At 73.5% G+C, this 17,579-nt stretch carries 15 protein-coding genes; 8 read left to right on the top strand and 7 right to left on the bottom strand.

From position 1 onward, the window contains the following. The 5 genes from ACFW47_RS16990 to ACFW47_RS16970 form a co-directional block, all read right to left on the bottom strand. Positions 1–420 (bottom strand): roadblock/LC7 domain-containing protein, encoded by a 420-nt coding sequence (locus ACFW47_RS16990; protein ID WP_386306171.1) that lies wholly within the window; start codon positions 418–420, stop codon positions 1–3. After that, on the bottom strand, positions 417–2,819 hold the full coding sequence (locus ACFW47_RS16985; RefSeq protein WP_386306170.1) for a nitrate- and nitrite sensing domain-containing protein: 2,403 nt from the start codon (positions 2,817–2,819) through the stop codon (positions 417–419). Before ACFW47_RS16985 ends, ACFW47_RS16990 begins: the two co-directional genes overlap by 4 nt. Positions 2,820–2,884: 65 nt before the next feature. Further along, positions 2,885–3,892, bottom strand: coding sequence for a substrate-binding domain-containing protein (locus ACFW47_RS16980; RefSeq protein WP_386276573.1), 1,008 nt, complete (start codon positions 3,890–3,892; stop codon positions 2,885–2,887). Between the two features lie 382 nt (positions 3,893–4,274). Continuing rightward, the gene (locus tag ACFW47_RS16975) at positions 4,275–4,733 is read right to left on the bottom strand and encodes a DUF6114 domain-containing protein (protein ID WP_386276572.1); all 459 of its coding nucleotides are present in this window, start codon (positions 4,731–4,733) and stop codon (positions 4,275–4,277) included. Further along, positions 4,733–5,434, bottom strand: a complete 702-nt coding sequence (locus tag ACFW47_RS16970) for a DUF6230 family protein (protein ID WP_386306169.1) — start codon at positions 5,432–5,434, stop codon at positions 4,733–4,735. Before ACFW47_RS16970 ends, ACFW47_RS16975 begins: the two co-directional genes overlap by 1 nt. A gap of 581 nt (positions 5,435–6,015) precedes the next feature. On the opposite strand from ACFW47_RS16970, the gene ACFW47_RS16965 reads away from it, so the two are divergent. The 5 genes from ACFW47_RS16965 (at position 6,016) to ACFW47_RS16945 (ending at position 11,757) form a co-directional block, all read left to right on the top strand. Next, on the top strand, positions 6,016–6,699 hold the full coding sequence (locus tag ACFW47_RS16965) for a Tat pathway signal sequence domain protein (RefSeq protein WP_386306168.1): 684 nt from the start codon (positions 6,016–6,018) through the stop codon (positions 6,697–6,699). A gap of 149 nt (positions 6,700–6,848) precedes the next feature. After that, entirely contained in the window at positions 6,849–7,496 is a 648-nt protein-coding gene (locus ACFW47_RS16960) for a ScbR family autoregulator-binding transcription factor (protein ID WP_386276566.1), read from the top strand. Positions 7,497–7,592: 96 nt separating this feature from the next. Continuing rightward, positions 7,593–8,798 carry a damage-control phosphatase ARMT1 family protein gene (locus ACFW47_RS16955; protein WP_386306167.1) on the top strand — a complete coding sequence of 402 codons (1,206 nt, stop codon included), beginning with the start codon at positions 7,593–7,595 and terminating at the stop codon, positions 8,796–8,798. Positions 8,799–8,898: 100 nt separating this feature from the next. Beyond that, entirely contained in the window at positions 8,899–11,079 is a 2,181-nt protein-coding gene (gene cyc2, locus ACFW47_RS16950) for a germacradienol/geosmin synthase Cyc2 (protein WP_386276562.1), read from the top strand. Positions 11,080–11,154: 75 nt separating this feature from the next. Continuing rightward, positions 11,155–11,757, top strand: a complete 603-nt coding sequence (locus ACFW47_RS16945) for a PDZ domain-containing protein (RefSeq protein ID WP_386276560.1) — start codon at positions 11,155–11,157, stop codon at positions 11,755–11,757. On the opposite strand, the gene ACFW47_RS16940 is transcribed toward ACFW47_RS16945, so the two are convergent. Next, positions 11,750–12,523, bottom strand: coding sequence for a metallophosphoesterase (locus ACFW47_RS16940; RefSeq protein WP_386276558.1), 774 nt, complete (start codon positions 12,521–12,523; stop codon positions 11,750–11,752). The genes ACFW47_RS16945 and ACFW47_RS16940 overlap by 8 nt on opposite strands. Before the next feature lie 185 nt (positions 12,524–12,708). On the opposite strand from ACFW47_RS16940, the gene ACFW47_RS16935 reads away from it, so the two are divergent. Both ACFW47_RS16935 and ACFW47_RS16930 read left to right on the top strand, forming a co-directional pair. Continuing rightward, on the top strand, positions 12,709–13,839 hold the full coding sequence (locus ACFW47_RS16935) for an aminopeptidase P family protein (RefSeq protein WP_386276556.1): 1,131 nt from the start codon (positions 12,709–12,711) through the stop codon (positions 13,837–13,839). 55 nt (positions 13,840–13,894) lie between these two features. Then, positions 13,895–14,842 (top strand): phosphotransferase family protein, encoded by a 948-nt coding sequence (locus ACFW47_RS16930; protein ID WP_386276553.1) that lies wholly within the window; start codon positions 13,895–13,897, stop codon positions 14,840–14,842. 219 nt (positions 14,843–15,061) lie between these two features. Here the strand turns inward: ACFW47_RS16930 and treZ are convergent, their stop codons facing one another. Further along, complete coding sequence (treZ, locus tag ACFW47_RS16925) at positions 15,062–16,807, bottom strand: malto-oligosyltrehalose trehalohydrolase (protein ID WP_386306166.1); 1,746 nt, start codon at positions 16,805–16,807, stop codon at positions 15,062–15,064. Positions 16,808–17,002: 195 nt separating this feature from the next. On the opposite strand from treZ, the gene ACFW47_RS16920 reads away from it, so the two are divergent. Next, positions 17,003–17,554 (top strand): FHA domain-containing protein, encoded by a 552-nt coding sequence (locus ACFW47_RS16920; protein ID WP_386276549.1) that lies wholly within the window; start codon positions 17,003–17,005, stop codon positions 17,552–17,554. Positions 17,555–17,579: the final 25 nt, after the last annotated feature.

Here is a 17,579-nt window from a genome sequence, read left to right as displayed (position 1 = left end):
TCACTCGCCGGGGCCGGCGGTGGCCCGCGGTGCCGCGCTCAGGTGCTCGCCGATCTTCTTCACCAGCATGTTCATCTGGTACGCCACCACGCCCACGTCGGCGCCCGGACCGGTCAGCACGACGAGGTGCGCGCCGGGTCCGGCCGAGGTGAGTATCAGGTAGCTGTTGGCCATCTCGATGAGCGCCTGGCGCACCGGGCCGCCGCGGAAGTCCATGCTGACGCCCTTGCTGAGGCTCATCAGACCCGACGCGGTCGCCGCCAGCCGCTCGGCGTCGTCACGCAGGAAGCCGGTGGACTTGCTGACCACCAGTCCGTCCTCGGAGAGCACCACGGCCTGGTTCACGTCGGCGACCCGCTGCACGAGTCCGGTGAGCAGCTGGTCCAGCTCGGTGTGCGTGGCGGGGGAGGGTCGGGTCATGGCGAGTCCTTCGTCGGCGGTCGTCGGTCGGCGTTCGGGGTCGAGGTCGAGGGGGTGGAGGGGGAGAGGACCCGCGCGTCGGCATCGAGGCCGGCGTCGGTGCCCGTCCCGGCCTCGGCGTCCGTGTCCTCGGCCTGGGCCCGCAGTGTGCCGCGCTGGAAGCCGGCGAGGGACGAGGCGGCGCGCTCGGCGGTGAAGTCGGCGTACGCGTCGGACTCGGCGTCCGGAACGTCCTGGCCGGTGCCGGGGGCCTCGTCGCGCAGCTCGGCGGCCAGGCTGGTCTGCGGCACCCGGCGGGGCAGCGGCGCCAGTCCGTTCGGATCGGCGGCGGTCGGAGCCTGGTCCGGGGTGGGGGCGCCGGGACGGCTCACGGGCGCGATCCGGGCCGGTCGTACGGGCTGGGCGGGCCGTTGCGCCGGGGCGGCGGGCGCCGGGGCAGGTCCGAAGGCGCCGTCCCCGCCGGCTGCGTCGGCCGGCTCCCGGACCACGATGTCGTGCGGGATCAGCACGATCGCCGTGGTCCCGCCGTACGGCGAGGGACGCAGCGTGACGGTGATGCCGTGCCGGTGCGCGAGCCGGGCGACGACGAACATGCCGAGCCGGAGGTCGTCGGCGAGCGCGACGACGTCGAACTGCGGGACCACCGCCAACTGGGCGTTGAACGAGGCGTAGTCCTCCTCCGACAGCCCGAGACCGCGGTCCTCGATCTCGACGGCCAGCCCCTTGGCGACCAGCGCGGCCCGCACGCCGACCGGGTGGGGAGCCGGGGAGTACGCGGTCGCGTTGTCGATCAGCTCGGCGAGCAGGTGGATCACGTCGGCCACCGCGGGCGGCGCGAGCGCCACCTCCTCCTCGGCGTGCAGCTCCACCCGCTGGTACTGGGCGACCTCGCCTACGGCGCTGCGCAAGATGTCGACCAGCGAGACGGGCTCGCGCCAGGTGCGCCGGGGCTGCTCCCCGGCGATGATGACGAGGTTCTCCTCGTAGCGGCGCAACTGGCTCGCCGTGGAGTCCAGTTCGTACAGGCCCTTCAGGATCTCCGGGTCGGTGTGCTCGCGTTCCAGCGCGTCCAGCTTGCCGAGCTGCATGTTGACGAGGTTCTGGCTCTGCCGGGCGATGCCGAGGATCACCTTCTGGAAGCCGCGCCGGGTGTCGGCGAGTTCGACGGCCGTGTGTACGGCCGTGCGCTGTGCGGTGTTGAACGCCTGGGCCACCTGCCCGAGCTCGTCGCGGCCGTAGTCCAGCGGCGGGGTCGCCGACTCCACGTCGACCTTCTCGCCCCGCTCCAGCCGGGCCACCACGTCCGGGAGCCGCTCCTCGGCCAGGCTCAGGGTCGCCAGCCGCAGCCCGCGCAGCCGACGGGACAGCGAGCGGGTGATGCGCCAGGACATGCCGACGCACAGCAGCAGGGCGACCAGGCCGCCCGCGCTCAGGGCCGCCGCCTTGACCAGCAGCCCTCGCGCGTTCTCGGCACTGCGGTCGAGCAGTCCGCCGGTCTGCTGCCGGATCAGCTCCGCGTACTGGTCGGAGACCTTCGCCAGCGCCCCGGTCCACCGCCGCTGCGCGTCCGGCAGGTCGATCCGGTCGCCCTCGCCCGCGGCGCGGGCCGCCAGCACCTCGTCCTCGACGGACTCCAAGGACTGCCACTCGGGGCTCGTGAGGATCCGCTCGGTCTGCGTCTTGGCGTCGCCGCTCAGGGAGGGGACGACCTGGTCCCGCACGAGCCAGCGCCGGGTGTGGACGAGCTGGGCGAACTGCGCCCACTCCTCCTCGTCCATCCGGCCGGAGGGCCAGGACAGGGTGAGCCGGGCGTCCTCCTGGGACATCAGCTCGGCCGCGTGCTCCAGGGCGACCAGCGGTCCGGCCTGCGAGGTGAGGTCGCCGTCGTCGACCTGCGACAGTTCCTGGAAGGCGTGGATCTGTTCGTCGATGATCGACGTGTACTGGCCGAGCGCCTGCTCGGGGGTGATGTCGTCGGGGTCGTCCACCTGGTCGCGGTAGTACTCGAGGCTGCCCACCGAGCCGAGTACCGAGTACATCCGGTCCGAGACCCGGTCGGGCGCGCGCTCGATCGCGTCGGACTGGCCGACGAGCTGGGCGACCGCCTTGTCCGTCCGCTCGCGCTGGGCGTCCAGGGCGGCCCGGGAGCCGCCCGGGCCGGCCAGCCAGGCCGCCGAGAGGCTGCGCTCCTGTTGCAGGGCGAGGGTCGCTTCGGTGCCCATGGCGCCGGTCGAGCGGCTCAGCTCCGTCTGCGCGCGCAGCCGCAGGCCCTCCGAGAACATCTGGATCGTGGTCACCCCCCACACGGCGGCGAGGGTGACGCCGGGGACCAGGGCGAGGAGGATCAGGGAGAGACGTATGGAGCCGAGGCGGCGCCGGGCACCTTTCCGTGCAGACATCGTCGTCCTAGGCGATCAGTGGGGGAGGGCGGCGGAAGTACGGGGAGCGTGCCCGCGGGGAGCGGTCACCGGGTGCCGCCCGCGGCGAACCCGGCGACCGCGTCGGCGTTGGTCCGGGTCACGAACGCCGGGCCGGTCAGCACCGGTGCCACTGAGCCGCCGCTGACGTTGCCGTTGGTGCGGTACAGCCAGAGCGCGTCCACCGCGAGGTAGCCCTGGAGGTAGGGCTGCTGGTCCACGGCGAACTGCACGTCCCCGCGCTTGACCGCGGCGACCAGCTCCTCGTCGAGGTCGAAGGTGGCGACGTGCGCGTCGCTGCCCGCCTCGTCGACCGCCTCGACGGCCCTCAGCGCGAACGCCGCGCCGTTCATGACGACTTCGTCGATGCTGGAGTTCTGCCGCAGCCGGGCGGTGACGGCGGCGCCCACCGCCTTCATGTCGGTGCCCTCGACGTAGAGCATCTCGGTCTCGCCCTCGAAGGTCTTCTTCACGCCGGCGCAGCGCGCCTCCAGGGCGACGTTGCCCCGCTCGTGGATGACGCAGAGGGCGTGCTCGGCCTTGAGGTCGTCCAGCTTGTCGCCGACGGCACGGCCCGCGACGCTCTCGTCCTGCCCGAAGTACGCGAGGAGCCCCGTGGAACGCCAGGCGTCCATGCCGGAGTTGAGGCCGACGACCGGGATGCCGGCCTTCCGGGCCTCGGCGACCGGCCCCTTCATCGCCTGCGGCTTGGCCAGGGTGACCGCGATGCCGTCCGCCTTGTCGCGGACCGCGTCGCGCACCAGTTCGGCCTGGTCGGCGGCGTCGGCATCCCCCGCGTACGTCAGGTCGATGCCGTCCTTGGCGGCCGCGGCCTCGGCGCCCTTGCGCACCCGGTCCCAGAAGGCGTCGCCCTCGTCGCCGTGGGTGACCATGACGACCTTCATCCGGTCGCCGCCGGGTCCGCCCGCCGCGTCCGGGGCCGAGCCGCCCCCGCCGGGTGCGGAGCAGCCGGCCGCCAGCAGGCAGACGGCCGCGACGAGGGCCGCGGTGCGGGCACGTCCGGGGGAGGGGGCGGGCGGAGGAGTTGTACTCATGGGGGGTGCGGCACCTCGCTGTACGGCCGAGCAGGAGGAACGGAGCGAGGACGGGACCGGAGCCGCGGGGTCAGTGCGCCAACCGGGTGAATCTCGCCTGGCCGGAGCAAACCGTGACTGAGCGCCGGTAGTCAAGTGACCTGCGACCAGGTGTGAGTTGTCGGTGCCGCATCGTGATGAACGGGGCCGGTGGGTCCGCGCGCAGGTGCCGTGGGCGGCCCGGGGCCCCGTGGTCCCGGCGTCCGGCCCCGGGTGCGTGCCGGGGCCGGACGCCGGGTGGCTCAGTGGGTGCGCGTGCCGGGTGGGTCAGGGGTGCGAGTGCCGGGTGGGCCAGGGGGGCGCCGGGCGCATCCGGGGGCACGGATGCCGGACGGCCCCTGTGTCAGGCGGGCTCGCCCGCCCTCCGCTCCAGCGGTGGCGGAGCCGTCCGCGCCGCCCGGGCCGCCTTTCTGCGGCGCCGGCGGTCGCGGCGGGACTCCTGGTCGGGCAGCCAGCCGAAGACCAGGCAGCCGCCGACGCAGCCCAGGAGCAGCCCGACGATGAACCCGCCCAGGTTGGACGTGACCCAGGTGCCCAGCGAGGCCAGGACGCCGATGAGCGAGTAGAAGAGCCGCTGGGAGGGGTTGACCAGGGCCAGCAGTCCGCACAGCAGCATGACGACAGGCAGCAGGTAGCCGGCCACGCCCTGCATGCCGACGTGCAGGACGACCTTCAGCGACGCCTTCATCGTGAGCAGCACCTCGGCCCCGGCCAGGGTGAGCAGCAGCCCGCCCCAGAACGGCCGGCCGGACCGCCAGTCCCGGAAGGCGGCGCGGAAGCCCCTGCGCCGGTCGCCGGGCATCAGCAGCCCGACCCGCTGAAGCGCATCTTCAGGCCGGGCAGCTTGAACACTCCGGCCGTGGTGGCGTAGTTGGTCTGCCGCAGGTTCTTGATGTGCACGGTGTCGGCCTGCTGGCTGAAGACGCCGATCGGACCGCGGCCCTTCGGACCGGCCTTGTCCAGCGTGCTGGCGTCGTTGCCGATCTCGATGTTGTCGAAGGCGGCGTCGCCCGACAGCTCGGTGGAGTCGGTGGTCAGGTCCTTCGCGGAGACCCTGGTGTCCCCGCCGCCCGCGGTGATGAGCAGGTTGGTGCCGCCCAGGTCGACGCTCTGGCACAGCTTGGTGAGTTTGGCCTCCTCGATCACGGAGGTGACGACCAGTACCTGCCCGCCGGTGTCCCCCGCGTTGGGGCTGCCCTCGGCCATGTTGTCGAGGCCGCCGAACTGGGCGAAGCCCTTGCCGTCGAGTTCGGTCGCGGTGACGGTGAAGGGCATGCCGGAGATCGCGAACTGCACGCCCAGAGCACCCTGGGCGGTGAGGATCGCCAGGCCCGCGGTGACCGCGGCGGCGGGCACCGCCAGCACCGCGGCCCGGCGCAGCCGGACCCGGCCGCGTCTGGCGGGGGTGGCGCCGGCGGCTTCGGGCGGGGAAACGCTTTCCGGGCCGCTCCCGGGCTCGGGGGTGTTGCCGGCGGACGGGGTGACGTCCGGGGACGAGGCCATGTCTGCTCCCAGAGGCATAGTGAATGCGGATCGGGCTTCAGCGGCACGTTGTCCTGGCGCGGACAGCGGCTGATGCGCACGCCTCCCGGCAACTCCCGGCGGGTGCAAGGGGTTTCACGTTACGCACCAGTAGCCAATCGCGAAGTTACCGGTGGTTACACCGCAGGGTCAAGCAAGGTGTGGGTAAAGAGTGGGGGTTGTGTGCCAGCTGCCGCCTTCTCGGCCCGGCGGACCGGCGGGTGTGCGACGGTTCGCGCCAACTCCTGTCGCAGGCATTGACGTTGACTACGCGTCAGGTCTACAACGGTCCCTGTTTCCCCGGATCCGTGGCGCCGGATCCGTTGCCGCGGCCCCGTCCGCGTTCCCGGCCCCGGTCCTGTCCCCCGGACAGGACCGGACAGCACCGGACCTCGCCCCCGAAGGGGCACGTCCAACTTCCGGGCAAGGCCCGTACCTCACGGGCCACGCACGCGCCCACCCTTCACCGGCACTGCCCGGAACCTGTCGCATCGGCCCGGCCGCCTCCCCGCGGCCGGCCCACCCCTGCTTCACGAACCCCACTTCAGAGAAGAGGCAGCCGCATGCGTACTCGTACCGCCCCCCGCACTCGACGATTCCTCACCCTCACCGCAGCCGTCGCCGCGCTGACCCTCCCCGTGGCGGTCCCCGCCGTCGCGGGCACCGCGGCGGCCGACACCCCCGTCCTCACCACCGGCGCGGCCGGCGGTACGCCGGTCGCCGTCGGGGACGTCCTCACCGCCTCCCTGGCGAGCGGCACCGCCGCCACGTTCCACTCCAGCGCCACCGGCAGCAGCGGCGTGTCCTGCACGTCCTCGCAGTTCACGGTCGAGGTCACCGACAATCCGACCGCGCCCGGCACGGCCACCGAGACGCTCACCGCCCACACCTTCGACAGTTCCAGCTGCACCAGCAACGTCACCGGCGTCCTCGGCGTCAACGGCATCACGGTCCAGAACCTGCCCTACACCACCACCGTGTCCTCCGACGGCGCCGTCGCCGTCACCCCGCCGGGCGGCTCCACCGTCCGGACCACGGTCGCCCTGCGCACCCTCCTCGGCAGCATCAACTGCGTCTACGAGGCACCCGGCCTGGCCGGTACGGCGAGCAACGACGGCAACTCGATCGCCTTCACCGACCAGCACTTCACCAAGGTGTCCGGCTCCGGACTCTGCTTCGCCAACGGGTACTTCACCGCCACCTACGCCCCCGTGACCGACGGAACGGAGACCGTCTACGTCAACTGAACCCCGCCACCCGGCCCGTGCCGCGCCGGCACGGGCCGGCCCCGAATCGCGGGGTCCCAGACCGGCTGATCTGACGGTGAGTTATCGTGTACAGGGGGTTAAGACAGGCCGCACGGCCTGTTGAGTTCCAGCCCAGGAGAGTTCAGCCGATGGCGAGGCAGCTACGCGCCGAGCAGACCCGCGCGACGATTCTCGGGGCCGCCGCCGACCTGTTCGACCGTCAGGGCTACGAATCGACCAGCCTGAGCGAGATCGTCGCCCACGCCGGTGTCACCAAGGGGGCCCTGTACTTCCACTTCGCGGCGAAGGAGGACCTCGCCCACGCGATCATGGAGTTGCAGTCCAGGACCTCGCGCCGGCTGGCGGCGGAGCTGGACGGCCGGGGCTACACCTCCCTGGAGGCGCTGATGCGCCTCACGTTCGGCATGGCCCGGCTGTGCGAGGAGGGTCCGGTCCTGCGCGCCGGGCTGCGGCTCGCCACCGGGGGAGTGCCGGTACGGCCGCCGCTGCCGCACCCCTTCACCGAGTGGCGGGAGATCGCCTCGTCCCGCCTGCTGGACGCCGTTCGGCAGTCCGACGTGCACCCCGACATCGACGTCGACTCCGTCGCCCACACCCTCGTCTGCTCCATCGTCGGCACCCGCCTCGTGAGCGGCACCCTCGAACCGGACGCGCGCCAGCCGCGCCGCCTGGCCGGCATGTGGTACCTCATCATCCGGGGCATGGTCCCGGTCACCCGACGCGCGCGCTACCTCACTCTGGCCGCCCGCCTGGAGCGCGAGACCTACGCGGCCTGACCGGCGGGGGCGGGAAGAGAACGCCGGCGGTTACGGGCCTGCCGCAGGATCGCCGGTCTCGCCGCTCGCGCGGGGGCGCGCGATACGGTGATGCGCATGCCCGACACCCCCGCCGAGGCCGCCCCCGTCATCCGCGGCGACGAGCCCGGTTCCTTCCCGCACGGTGTGCTGGCCGAGCGCCACCCGGCCATCATCAGGCAGGTCCGCGAGGCGTTCCCCTACGGCCCCGAACAGCGGCGCGCCCTCGACGCGCTGCTCGCGAGCTGCACCGACGGCGTCATCGAGCCCCTGCCCGCCGGGGCCGACGCCACCGACCACGACCGCTGGGCCGGCTGGGGCATGGGCGAGTACGCCGGCCGTTCGTGGTTCGACGTGCCCTGGCTGTGGGCCGAGAGCCACTTCTACCGCAGGCTCCTCGACGCCGTCGGCTACTTCGGTCCCGGCCCCTGGCAGGGCATCGACCCCTTCCGGCCCGCCAAGCTCGCCGAGCTCGCCGCCCCCGAGACCGACGAGGAACTGGCCGCGCTCGACGGCCTCGGCGTACTGTCCGCGGACGAGCGGGACCGGGCGCTGCTGCACGGATCGCTCTGGGGCAACCGCGCGGACCTCGGCTTCCGCCTCTCCGAGAGCGGTACCGGCGCCGAGGACGAGGCGGCGGCGCTCGTCGCCGACGACGGCGACGCCCTCTGGTCCCTGCTCCCGGCGACGCGCACCGGCGCCCGTGGGCCGGTCACCCTCTGCCTCGTCGCCGACAACGCCGGCCGGGAACTCGTCCCCGACCTGCTCCTCGTCGCGCACCTCCTCGCCGAGGGCCGCGTCGACCGGGTGGTCCTGCACGTCAAGCCGCACCCGTACTACGTCTCCGACGCCACCCACGCCGACGTGCTCGACGCGCTGCGGCGGCTCGTCGCGGCCGGCGGTGCGGCGGCCGCGTACGGCGACCGGCTGTGGGCCGCGCTGGCCGACGGCCGCGTCACCGTCCGCGCCCACTCCTTCTCCTGCGCCCCGCTGCCGTACTCCGACGCGCCCGCCGACCTGCGCGAGGAGTTCGCCGCGGCCACGGTCACCGTGTTCAAGGGCGACCTGAACTACCGTCGCCTGGTGGGCGACCGCCGGTGGCCGGCGACCACACCCTTCGCGGACGTCACCGCCTGCTTCCCGGGACCGGTCGCCGCCCTGCGCACCCTGAAGTCGGACGTGATCACGGGCCTGACCGCGGACACCGAGGAGGCGCTCGACGCGAGTGGGGAGAGGCGCTGGAGGACGAGCGGGACGCACGCGTTGATCCAGGTTCGATCCTGAGAACCACGCGGATGTTCCCGCATTTCCGCCGATTCACGCGATGGTGTGATCATGTCCCCCCGGGTGGATGCGTCCACCGGGCCCTGGGTAGTGCCGGGCCATGACGCAACAGCCCTTCGAACTCCCGCACTTCTACCTGCCGCACCCCGCGCGGCTGAACCCGCATCTCGACGAGGCCCGCGCCCACTCGACGGCGTGGGCGCGCGAGATGGGCATGCTGGAGGGCTCCGGGGTCTGGGACCAGGCCGACCTCGACGCACACGACTACGGCCTGCTCTGCGCCTACACCCACCCCGACTGCGACGGGCCGGCGCTCTCCCTGATCACCGACTGGTACGTGTGGGTCTTCTTCTTCGACGACCACTTCCTGGAGAAGTTCAAGCGCAGCCAGGACCGCGTCGGCGGCAAGGCCCACCTGGACCGGCTCCCCCTGTTCATGCCCCTCGACCTGGACACCGCGATGCCCGAGCCGGAGAACCCGGTCGAGGCCGGCCTCGCCGACCTGTGGAGGCGCACGGTGCCTGCCATGTCGGCCGACTGGCGCCGCCGCTTCGCCGTGGCCACCGAGCACCTGCTCAACGAGTCGCTGTGGGAGCTGTCCAACATCAACGAGGGGCGGATCGCCAACCCCGTCGAGTACATCGAGATGCGCCGCAAGGTCGGCGGTGCCCCCTGGTCGGCCGGGCTCGTGGAGTACGCCACCGCCGAGGTGCCCGCAGCGGTCGCGGGCACCAGGCCGCTCAGGGTGCTGATGGAGACCTTCTCCGACGCCGTGCACCTGCGCAACGACCTCTTCTCCTACCAGCGGGAGGTCGAGGACGAGGGCGAGCTGAGCAACGGTGTGCTGGTCCTCGAGACCTTCTTCGACTGCACCACCCAGGAGGCCGCCGAGCTGGTAAACGACGTCCTCACCTCCCGGCTGCACCAGTTCGAGCACACCGCGTTCACCGAGGTGCCCGCCGTGGCCCTGGAGAAGGGACTGACCGCCGCCGAGGCCGCCGCCGTCGGTGCGTACGCCAAGGGCCTCCAGGACTGGCAGTCCGGCGGCCACGAATGGCACATGCGCTCCAGCCGGTACATGAACGAGGGCGCCCGGCCCGGCGCCCCCTGGGAGGCGCTCACCGGCCCCGGCACCTCGGCCGCGGACGTCGGCGCGCTGCTCGCCCGGGCCGCCGCCGAGCGGGCCCGCCCCTTCACCCACGTGCCCTTCCAGAAGGTCGGTCCCTCGATCATCCCCGACATCCGCATGCCGTTCCCGCTGGAGCTGAGCCCCGCCCTGGACGGCGCCCGGCGGCACCTGTCCGAGTGGTCGCAGGCGATCGGCTTCCTCAGTGAGGGCGTCTGGGACGAGGACAAGCTCGCGAGCTGCGACCTCCCGCTCTGTGCCGCGGGCCTCGACCCGGACGCCACCCAGGAGCAGTTGAACCTCGCCTCCGGCTGGCTCGCCTTCGGCACCTACGGCGACGACTACTACCCGCTGGTCTACGGCCACCGGCGCGACCTGGCCGCCGCCCGGCTGACCACCGCCCGCCTGTCCGCCTGCATGCCGCTCGACGGCGAGCCGGTCCCACCGCCCGCCAACGCCATGGAACGCTCCCTGATCGACCTGTGGGCCCGCACGACGGCCGGCATGACGCCCGACGAGCGGCGCCCCCTGAAGGCGGCCGTCGACACCATGACCGAGGCCTGGGTGTGGGAGCTCGCCAACCAGATCCAGAACCGCGTTCCCGACCCGGTGGACTACCTGGAGATGCGGCGCGCCACCTTCGGCTCCGACCTGACCCTTGGCCTGTGCCGCGCCGGACACGGACCGGCCGTCCCGCCCGACGTCTACCGCAGCGGGCCCGTGCGCTCCCTGGAGAACGCGGCGATCGACTACGCCTGCCTGCTCAACGACGTCTTCTCGTACCAGAAGGAGATCGAGTACGAGGGCGAGATCCACAACGCGGTCCTGGTCGTGCAGAACTTCTTCGGCGTCGACTACCCGGCCGCCCTGCGCGTCGTCCAAGACCTGATGAACCAGCGCATGCGGCAGTTCGAGCACGTGGTCGCCCACGAACTTCCCGTCGTCTACGACGACTTCCAGCTCTCCGACGAGGCCCGGGAGATCATGCGGGGCTATGTGACCGATCTGCAGAACTGGATGGCGGGCATCCTCAACTGGCACCGCAGCGTCCCGCGCTACAAGGCCGAGTACCTGGCCGGCCGGACCCACGGCTTCCTCCCGGACCGCGTCCCGGCCGTGCCCGTCCCCAGGAGCAGCCCCGCCCTGATCCCCTGACCACCGGTCAGTCTCACTCTTTCGTGGCTCGTCACGCGCCGGTGCGCCGGGTAGATCACCTGCCGGAGGCGATCCATGGAACAGACAGCGTTGCGACCCAAGCCGATGCCCGGTCAGGAACAGGGGGCCGGCACCACGCCCGACGGCGACCGGCCTCCGCCCGGCGGACACCGGCGCCGGAGGCGGCTCACCACCCTGCTGCTCGGGGTGCTGGCCGCCGCCCTCCTGCTCCTGGCCGGCGTGGGACTCGGCACGATGGGCGCCACGGTGATCGGCATGAGCAGACTCGCCGAGCTGCAACGGCAGGCGGGCGCGCCGGGCCCGGGAGAGGAGAAGCCGTCGGGAAGCCGGGCCGCCCCGGTGCGCCCGTCGGCCGGAGCGTCCCCGTCCGCCTCCCCGTCCCCGGCCCGGGCGGCCGCGACCCTCGGTGTGGAGGCCGTGGACGACGAGAGGCCGGGCGCGCTGGTCGTCGGCGTCCACGTGCCCGGACCCGGGTACGCGGCCGGGCTGGTCAGGGGCGACGTGCTCCTCGCGTTCGGTGAGACCCGCGTCGACTCGGCGGCCGACCTCGCCGAGGCCGTGGCCGGTGCCCGGCCGGGCAAGGCGGTCAAGATCACGGTCCGCCACGAGAGCGGTGGCTACCAGCAGTTGACGGCAGTGCCGGGCGTCGTCACCTGACCCGGCGTCGTCCCGTGACCGTACGGAAGTGGCTGGTGAGCCGCCCGGTGTCGTCCAGCACGTGGTAGGCCAGCCCGACCGGAGCGTCCCGGTCCGCGATCTCCTCCCCCTCCCAGGGCAGCCGCAGGGTCCACGTCACGCCGGGCCCGACCATCAGGGGCCGCCCGGCGAACACCGTGGCGGCGGGCGTGTGGGCGTGCCCCGTGATCAGACCGGCCACCTCGGGGCGGCGTTCCAGCAGCGCGGCGAGCCGCTCGGGGCGGCGCAGGGGGTAGGAGTCGGGCAGCGGGTGGTGCAGGGGCGCGGGCGGGTGGTGGAAGGCGAGGACCACCGGGCGGTCGCCGCCGAGCCCGTCGAGGGCGGACTCGATCCAGCCGTACGTCTCCTCGTCCAGCTCCCCCTCGTCGCTGCCCGGGATGCTGGAGTCGCACATCAGCACCGCGCCACCGTCGAAGACGTGCGCGCCGTTGACCGGACCGTCGGCGGCGGGCCGGCCCAGCAGGGCCTTGCGGTAGGGCGCGCGGCTGTCGTGGTTGCCGGGGCAGGTGAGCACGGGGAACGGCGCGTCGCCGGCCCGCAGCCCGAGGATGCGGGCGGCCTCCTCGTACTCCGCCTCCGTGCCGTGGTCCGCGATGTCCCCGGTCACGAGCAGGGCGTCCACTCGCCCGGGCAGTTCCCACAGCTGGTCGCGCACCCGCTCGGCGCGCGCGGTGGCCCGGGCGCCCCCGTCCAGGTGCAGATCGCTGATGTGCGCGAGTACGAGCACGGTTCCGGCCTCCTTGGGGCGCTCGGACACCGAGCCCCGTAGACGTCGTTGACGCATCTAATGCTTGAGGCGCATCAAACCATTAACGATGACGGTTGATCAATGACAATCGGCTCGCGCGGCCTCCTCGCTGCGGGCAGGATGCTGCTCGTAGTCCCTTCACCCACATTGCCCAGGAGGCCCGGATGACCGGCAGCGCGCCCGCTGCTTCCTTCACCGCCGACGACTACCGGGCCCGCATGGAGCGCGCCGCGCGGGCGGCCGCCGACGCCGGGCTGGCCGGGCTGCTGGTGGCACCGGGACCGGACCTCGTATGGCTCACCGGCTACGCCCCCACCGCGGCCACCGAACGGCTCACCCTGCTCGTCCTTTCACCCGGCCGCGATCCCGTCCTCGTCGTCCCGGCGCTGGAGGCCCCCGACGCGGAGAAGGCCGCCGGAGCGCCCGCTCTGACCCTGCGCGACTGGACCGACGGCAAGGACCCCTACGCCGCCACCGCGGCCCTCCTCGACGGCTCCGGCCGGTTCGGCATCAGCGACAACGCCTGGGCGATGCACCTGCTCGCCCTCCAGCGGGCACTGCCCGGCACCTCGTACGCCTCGCTCACCGAGGCGCTGCCCATGCTGCGCGCCGTCAAGGACGCGGCCGAGCTGGAACTCCTGACGGCGGCGGGCGCGGCCGCGGACGCCGCCTTCGAGGAGATCCGGCAGGTCCGCTTCGGCGGGCGCCGGGAGTCCGACGTCGCCGCCGACCTCGCGGGCCTGCTGCGGCGGTTCGGCCACTCCCAGGTCGACTTCACCATCGTCGCCTCCGGCCCGAACGGCGCCAACCCGCACCACGAGGTCGGCGACCGCGTCATCGGCGACGGCGACATGGTCGTCCTCGACTTCGGGGGCCTGAAGGACGGCTACGGCTCCGACACCTCCCGCACCGTCCACGTGGGCGAGCCCACGGACGAGGAGCGCCGGGTGCACGACCTCGTCCGCGAGGCGCAGGAGGCCGGTTTCCGGGCGGTGCGGCCCGGCGTCGCCTGCCAGGAGGTCGACCGGGCCGCCCGCGCGGTCATCGCCGGCGCCGGGTACGGCGAGTACTTCATCCACCGCACCGGGCACGGCATCGGCGTCACCACGCACGAGCCGCCGTACATGATCGAGGGCGAGGAGCAGCCCCTGGTGCCCGGCATGTGCTTCTCCGTCGAGCCCGGCGTCTACCTCCCCGGCCGGTTCGGGGTACGCATCGAGGACATCGTCACGGTCACCGAGGACGGCGGCCGGCGCCTCAACGACACCCCCCGGGAGCTGGTCGTGGTGGAGTGAACGAAGACGACGGACCTCGAACGCCCCGGCAGACCCGGAGGACGACGGCGCGATCATGACCCAGGCACCGACACCCACCGCGGACACCGTCCGCCGACTGGTCCGTTCCCTGCTGGGCGAGAGCGCGGAGGGCGACGTCCGGCCCGCCGTGACGGGCTCCGGGCCCGCCACCTGGTGGGTCGGCACCCGGCACGTGCTGCGCCTGGCGCCCGACCGCGAGGCCGCTCTGCGGCAGCGGCGCGAGCTGCGGCTGCGGGAGCTGGTCCGGCCGTACCTCTCCGTCACGGTGCCGACCAGCGTGGCGCACGGCGAGTGGGCGCCGGGGCTGACCTACACGCTGGACGCCAAGGTGCCCGGCGGGTCCGGCGAGGAGCACGACGTGTCGGCGCTGGGCGAGGCGGACCTCGCCGCGCTGCTCACCGGTCTGCGCGAGGTGCCGGTCCGCCAGGCCGAGACGATCGGTGTGCCCCGGGCCGCCGCGCGCTCGCTGGAGGCCCTGCGGGAGTCCGCCGAGCGGGCCGGCAGGCTCCTCGCCGAAGCCGACGAGTTCGACCCCGCGCGGCCGGAGCGGCTCACCCGCGCGGCGACGGTCCAGCTCGGCGTCCAGCCCGGGGCGGCGCCGGTCCTCGTGCACCACGGGCTGGCCGGCGAACACCTCGTCGTCGGCGCCGACGGCCGGGTGCGCGCCGTCCTCGGCTGGACCGACGCGGCACTCGGCGATCCGGCCGAGGACATCGCCGCCCTCGCGCGCTCGGTCGGCTCGCCCGCCGCCGTCCGCGCCGCCACCCTCGCCGGCTACGGAGCCAGGCCCTGCCTGCGCGGCCTGTGGCTGGCCCGCTGCGACACCCTCGTCCACCTCGCCGACACCCTCGCCGGCCGCCCGACCGCACCGGCGCCCCTGCCCGTGCTGCGGACCCGGCTGCGCCGCGCCTGGGAGCCCATCCTGCTGGAACGGGTGACGGAGCTGCGCGAGGACGGCACGGACGACGGCGCGCCGCCCTGAGCGCGCCCGTGCCGTTGCCCGGCGACGGCCGGGGCCATTCCATCGCCCCGTGCGCGGCGGCCCCGGTACGGCTTCCACGCGTCCGGTGAGGGCGTGGCGCCCGGTTCCGGCTCTGGCGTGGCGTGGTCCGCCGCCCCAGCGGCCCGGTGTCCGGTACGGGCGCCGCTCCGTCGCTCCCGCGCGGGCACCACCCCGCTGTCCCGTGCGTACGGGGTCCACTCACTCCTGCACGAGCACCACGCTCGACTCCCCCGGCACCCGCAGCATCCCGTCCGCCCCCTGCGCCCGAACCGGTTCCCAAGCGGCGAGCACCCGCGCGGGCCGGCCGCCCAGCGGGATCGCCGCCGGCTCGGTGCCGAGGTTGACGACGACCCGGATGTCACCGCGCCGGAAGGCCAGCCAGCGCGCCTGGCCGTCGTACGCCACCCTGGTGTCGGCGAGGTCGGGAGCGGTCAGGTCCGGCTGCTCGCGGCGCAGGGCGATCAGCCGCCGGTACCAGTCCAGTACGCGGGCGTGCGGCTCGCGTTCCGGCTCGGACCAGTCGAGGCAGGAGCGCTCGCGCGTCGCCGGGTCCTGCGGGTCGGGCACGTCCTCCGCCTTCCAGCCGTGCGCGGCGAACTCCCGCCGCCTGCCGTTTCGCACCGCCTCGGCGAGCTCCGGGTCGGTGTGGTCGGTGAAGAACTGCCACGGGCTCCCCGCCGCCCACTCCTCGCCCATGAACAGCATCGGCGTGAAGGGCGCCGTCAGGGTCAGCGTGGCCGCGCAGGCGGCCAGGCCGGGGGAGACCAGCGAGGCCAGGCGGTCGCCCTGGGCGCGGTTGCCCACCTGGTCGTGGGTCTGGCTGTAGCCGGTCAGCCGGTGCGCGGCGACCCTGGCCCGGTCCAGCGGACGTCCGTGACCACGGCCCCGGAAGCTGGACCAGGTGCCGTCGTGGAAGTAGCCCCGGGTCAGCGTCTTGGCGAGCGCCGCGAGCGGATCGCGCGCGAAATCGGCGTAGTAGCCCTGCGACTCCCCGGTCAGGGCGGTGTGCAGGGCGTGGTGGAAGTCGTCGTTCCACTGCGCGTGCACGCCGAAACCGCCCTCCGCGCGCGGGGTGATGATCCGCGGGTCGTTGAGGTCGGACTCGGCGATCAGGAACAGCGGACGCTCCAGTTCGGCGGCGAGGCCGTCCACCGCCGTCGACAGCTCCTCCAGGAAGTGGCACGCGCGTGTGTCGGCCAGGGCGTGCACCGCGTCCAGGCGCAGCCCGTCGATCCGGTAGTCCCGCAGCCAGGCCAGCGCGCTCTCGACGAGGAAGGCCCGCACCTCGTCGGAACCGGGGGCGTCCAGGTTGACGGCGACGCCCCAGGGCGTGTGGTGGGTGTCGGTGAAGTACGGGCCGAAGGCTGGCAGGTAGTTGCCGGAGGGGCCCAGGTGGTTGTGGACCACGTCCAGGACCACGCCCAGGCCCAGTTCGTGAGCCCGGTCGACGAACCGTTTCAGCGCCTCGGGCCCGCCGTACGGCTCGTGCACCGCCCACAGCGAGACACCCTCGTACCCCCAGCCGTGCCGGCCCGGGAACGGGCACAGCGGCATCAGCTCCACGTGGGTGACGCCCAGCGCGGCCAGGTGGTCGAGCCGTCCGGCGGCGGCGTCCAGCGTGCCCTCGCGCGTGTACGTGCCCACGTGCAGCTCGTACAGGACGGCGCCGGGCAGCGGGCGCCCGGCCCACTCGGTCCGCCACGCGTACCTCCCGTGGTCGACGACCGCGCTGAGCCCGTCCGGCCCGTCCGGCTGCCTGCGCGAGCGCGGGTCCGGCAGCACCGGCCCGTCGTCGACCGCGAAGCCGTACCGTGAGCCGTCCCGCGCCCCGGCCTCGGCACACCACCACCCCGGCCGCTCCCCATCGCGCTCCAACGCGCGCGTGACGCCGTCGCACTCCAGCGTCACCCGGCCGGCCTCCGGTGCCCACACCTCGAACTGCACGGACGGTTCCCCTTCATCTGCTCACCGTGACGTAGCCCGTCCATGGTGCTGCAAAAGCGATCTCCGCGCTGGCGAAAACTCCCGTTCGCGGCCGGTGTCGTGGCGCACGTGACCGTGGCCGGGACACGCCCGCGCGCGGGGCCGCCGCGCCCCGTTTTCTGGACACTCCGCCCCGGCTGACCGACAATCACCTGCGTGACGTCGTCCTTCGAGTTCAACACGTACCCCGCGCGGTTGTCCGACGCGGAGCGCGACAAGGCGCTGCGGGTGCTCCGGGACGGCGTCGCGATGGGGCGCCTGTCGCACGACACGTTCATCCGCAGGATGGAACTGGCGCTCGCCGCCCGCCGCCCGGACGAGCTGGCCGTCCTCACCGCCGACCTGCACTCCGAGGGCCGCATGGCCAAGCTGGTGTTCGGCACGGTCGAGGCGGTGTCCGGGTTCGGCGTACGGCTGCGCAGGGCCTGGCAGGCCGAGCGGCTGCCCAAGCTGCTGCTGCCGCACCCCGGCGCCGGTCATCCCCTGCGCATAGGACGCGACCCGGCGAACGGGCTGCGGCTGACCCACGAGACGGTCTCCCGGGTGCACGCCGAACTGAGCCGCCAGGGAGGTATGTGGGTGCTGCGCGACCTCGGGTCCACCAACGGCACCACGGTCAACGGACGGCGGGTCATCGGCGCGGCCGTCGTCCGCGAGGGCGACCAGATAGGTTTCGGGCGGATGGCCTTCCGTCTCGCGGCCGACTGAGCGCGACAGGGAACACGGGGCCCAG

The sequence above is a fragment of the Streptomyces sp. NPDC058796 genome, from assembly GCF_042745235.1.
In the GTDB taxonomy this organism is placed as follows: Bacteria; Actinomycetota; Actinomycetes; order Streptomycetales; family Streptomycetaceae; genus Streptomyces.
Note: the sequence above shows the minus strand (reverse complement) of the source record. Positions and strands in the feature narration are given on the sequence as shown.

Bases quoted from the DNA above. Each gene is read 5' to 3' on its own strand.
- ACFW47_RS16935 (WP_386276556.1), top strand. From the start codon at position 12,709: ATGACCGGCAGCGCGCCCGCTGCTTCCTTCACCGCCGACGACTACCGG.
- ACFW47_RS16975 (WP_386276572.1), bottom strand. From the start codon at position 4,733: ATGCCCGGCGACCGGCGCAGGGGCTTCCGCGCCGCCTTCCGGGACTGG.
- ACFW47_RS16980 (WP_386276573.1), bottom strand. From the start codon at position 3,892: ATGAGTACAACTCCTCCGCCCGCCCCCTCCCCCGGACGTGCCCGCACC.
- ACFW47_RS16990 (WP_386306171.1), bottom strand. From the start codon at position 420: ATGACCCGACCCTCCCCCGCCACGCACACCGAGCTGGACCAGCTGCTC.
- ACFW47_RS16985 (WP_386306170.1), bottom strand. From the start codon at position 2,819: ATGTCTGCACGGAAAGGTGCCCGGCGCCGCCTCGGCTCCATACGTCTC.
- ACFW47_RS16930 (WP_386276553.1), top strand. From the start codon at position 13,895: ATGACCCAGGCACCGACACCCACCGCGGACACCGTCCGCCGACTGGTC.
- ACFW47_RS16945 (WP_386276560.1), top strand. From the start codon at position 11,155: ATGGAACAGACAGCGTTGCGACCCAAGCCGATGCCCGGTCAGGAACAG.
- ACFW47_RS16970 (WP_386306169.1), bottom strand. From the start codon at position 5,434: ATGGCCTCGTCCCCGGACGTCACCCCGTCCGCCGGCAACACCCCCGAG.
- ACFW47_RS16965 (WP_386306168.1), top strand. From the start codon at position 6,016: ATGCGTACTCGTACCGCCCCCCGCACTCGACGATTCCTCACCCTCACC.
- ACFW47_RS16960 (WP_386276566.1), top strand. From the start codon at position 6,849: ATGGCGAGGCAGCTACGCGCCGAGCAGACCCGCGCGACGATTCTCGGG.
- cyc2 (WP_386276562.1), top strand. From the start codon at position 8,899: ATGACGCAACAGCCCTTCGAACTCCCGCACTTCTACCTGCCGCACCCC.
- ACFW47_RS16955 (WP_386306167.1), top strand. From the start codon at position 7,593: ATGCCCGACACCCCCGCCGAGGCCGCCCCCGTCATCCGCGGCGACGAG.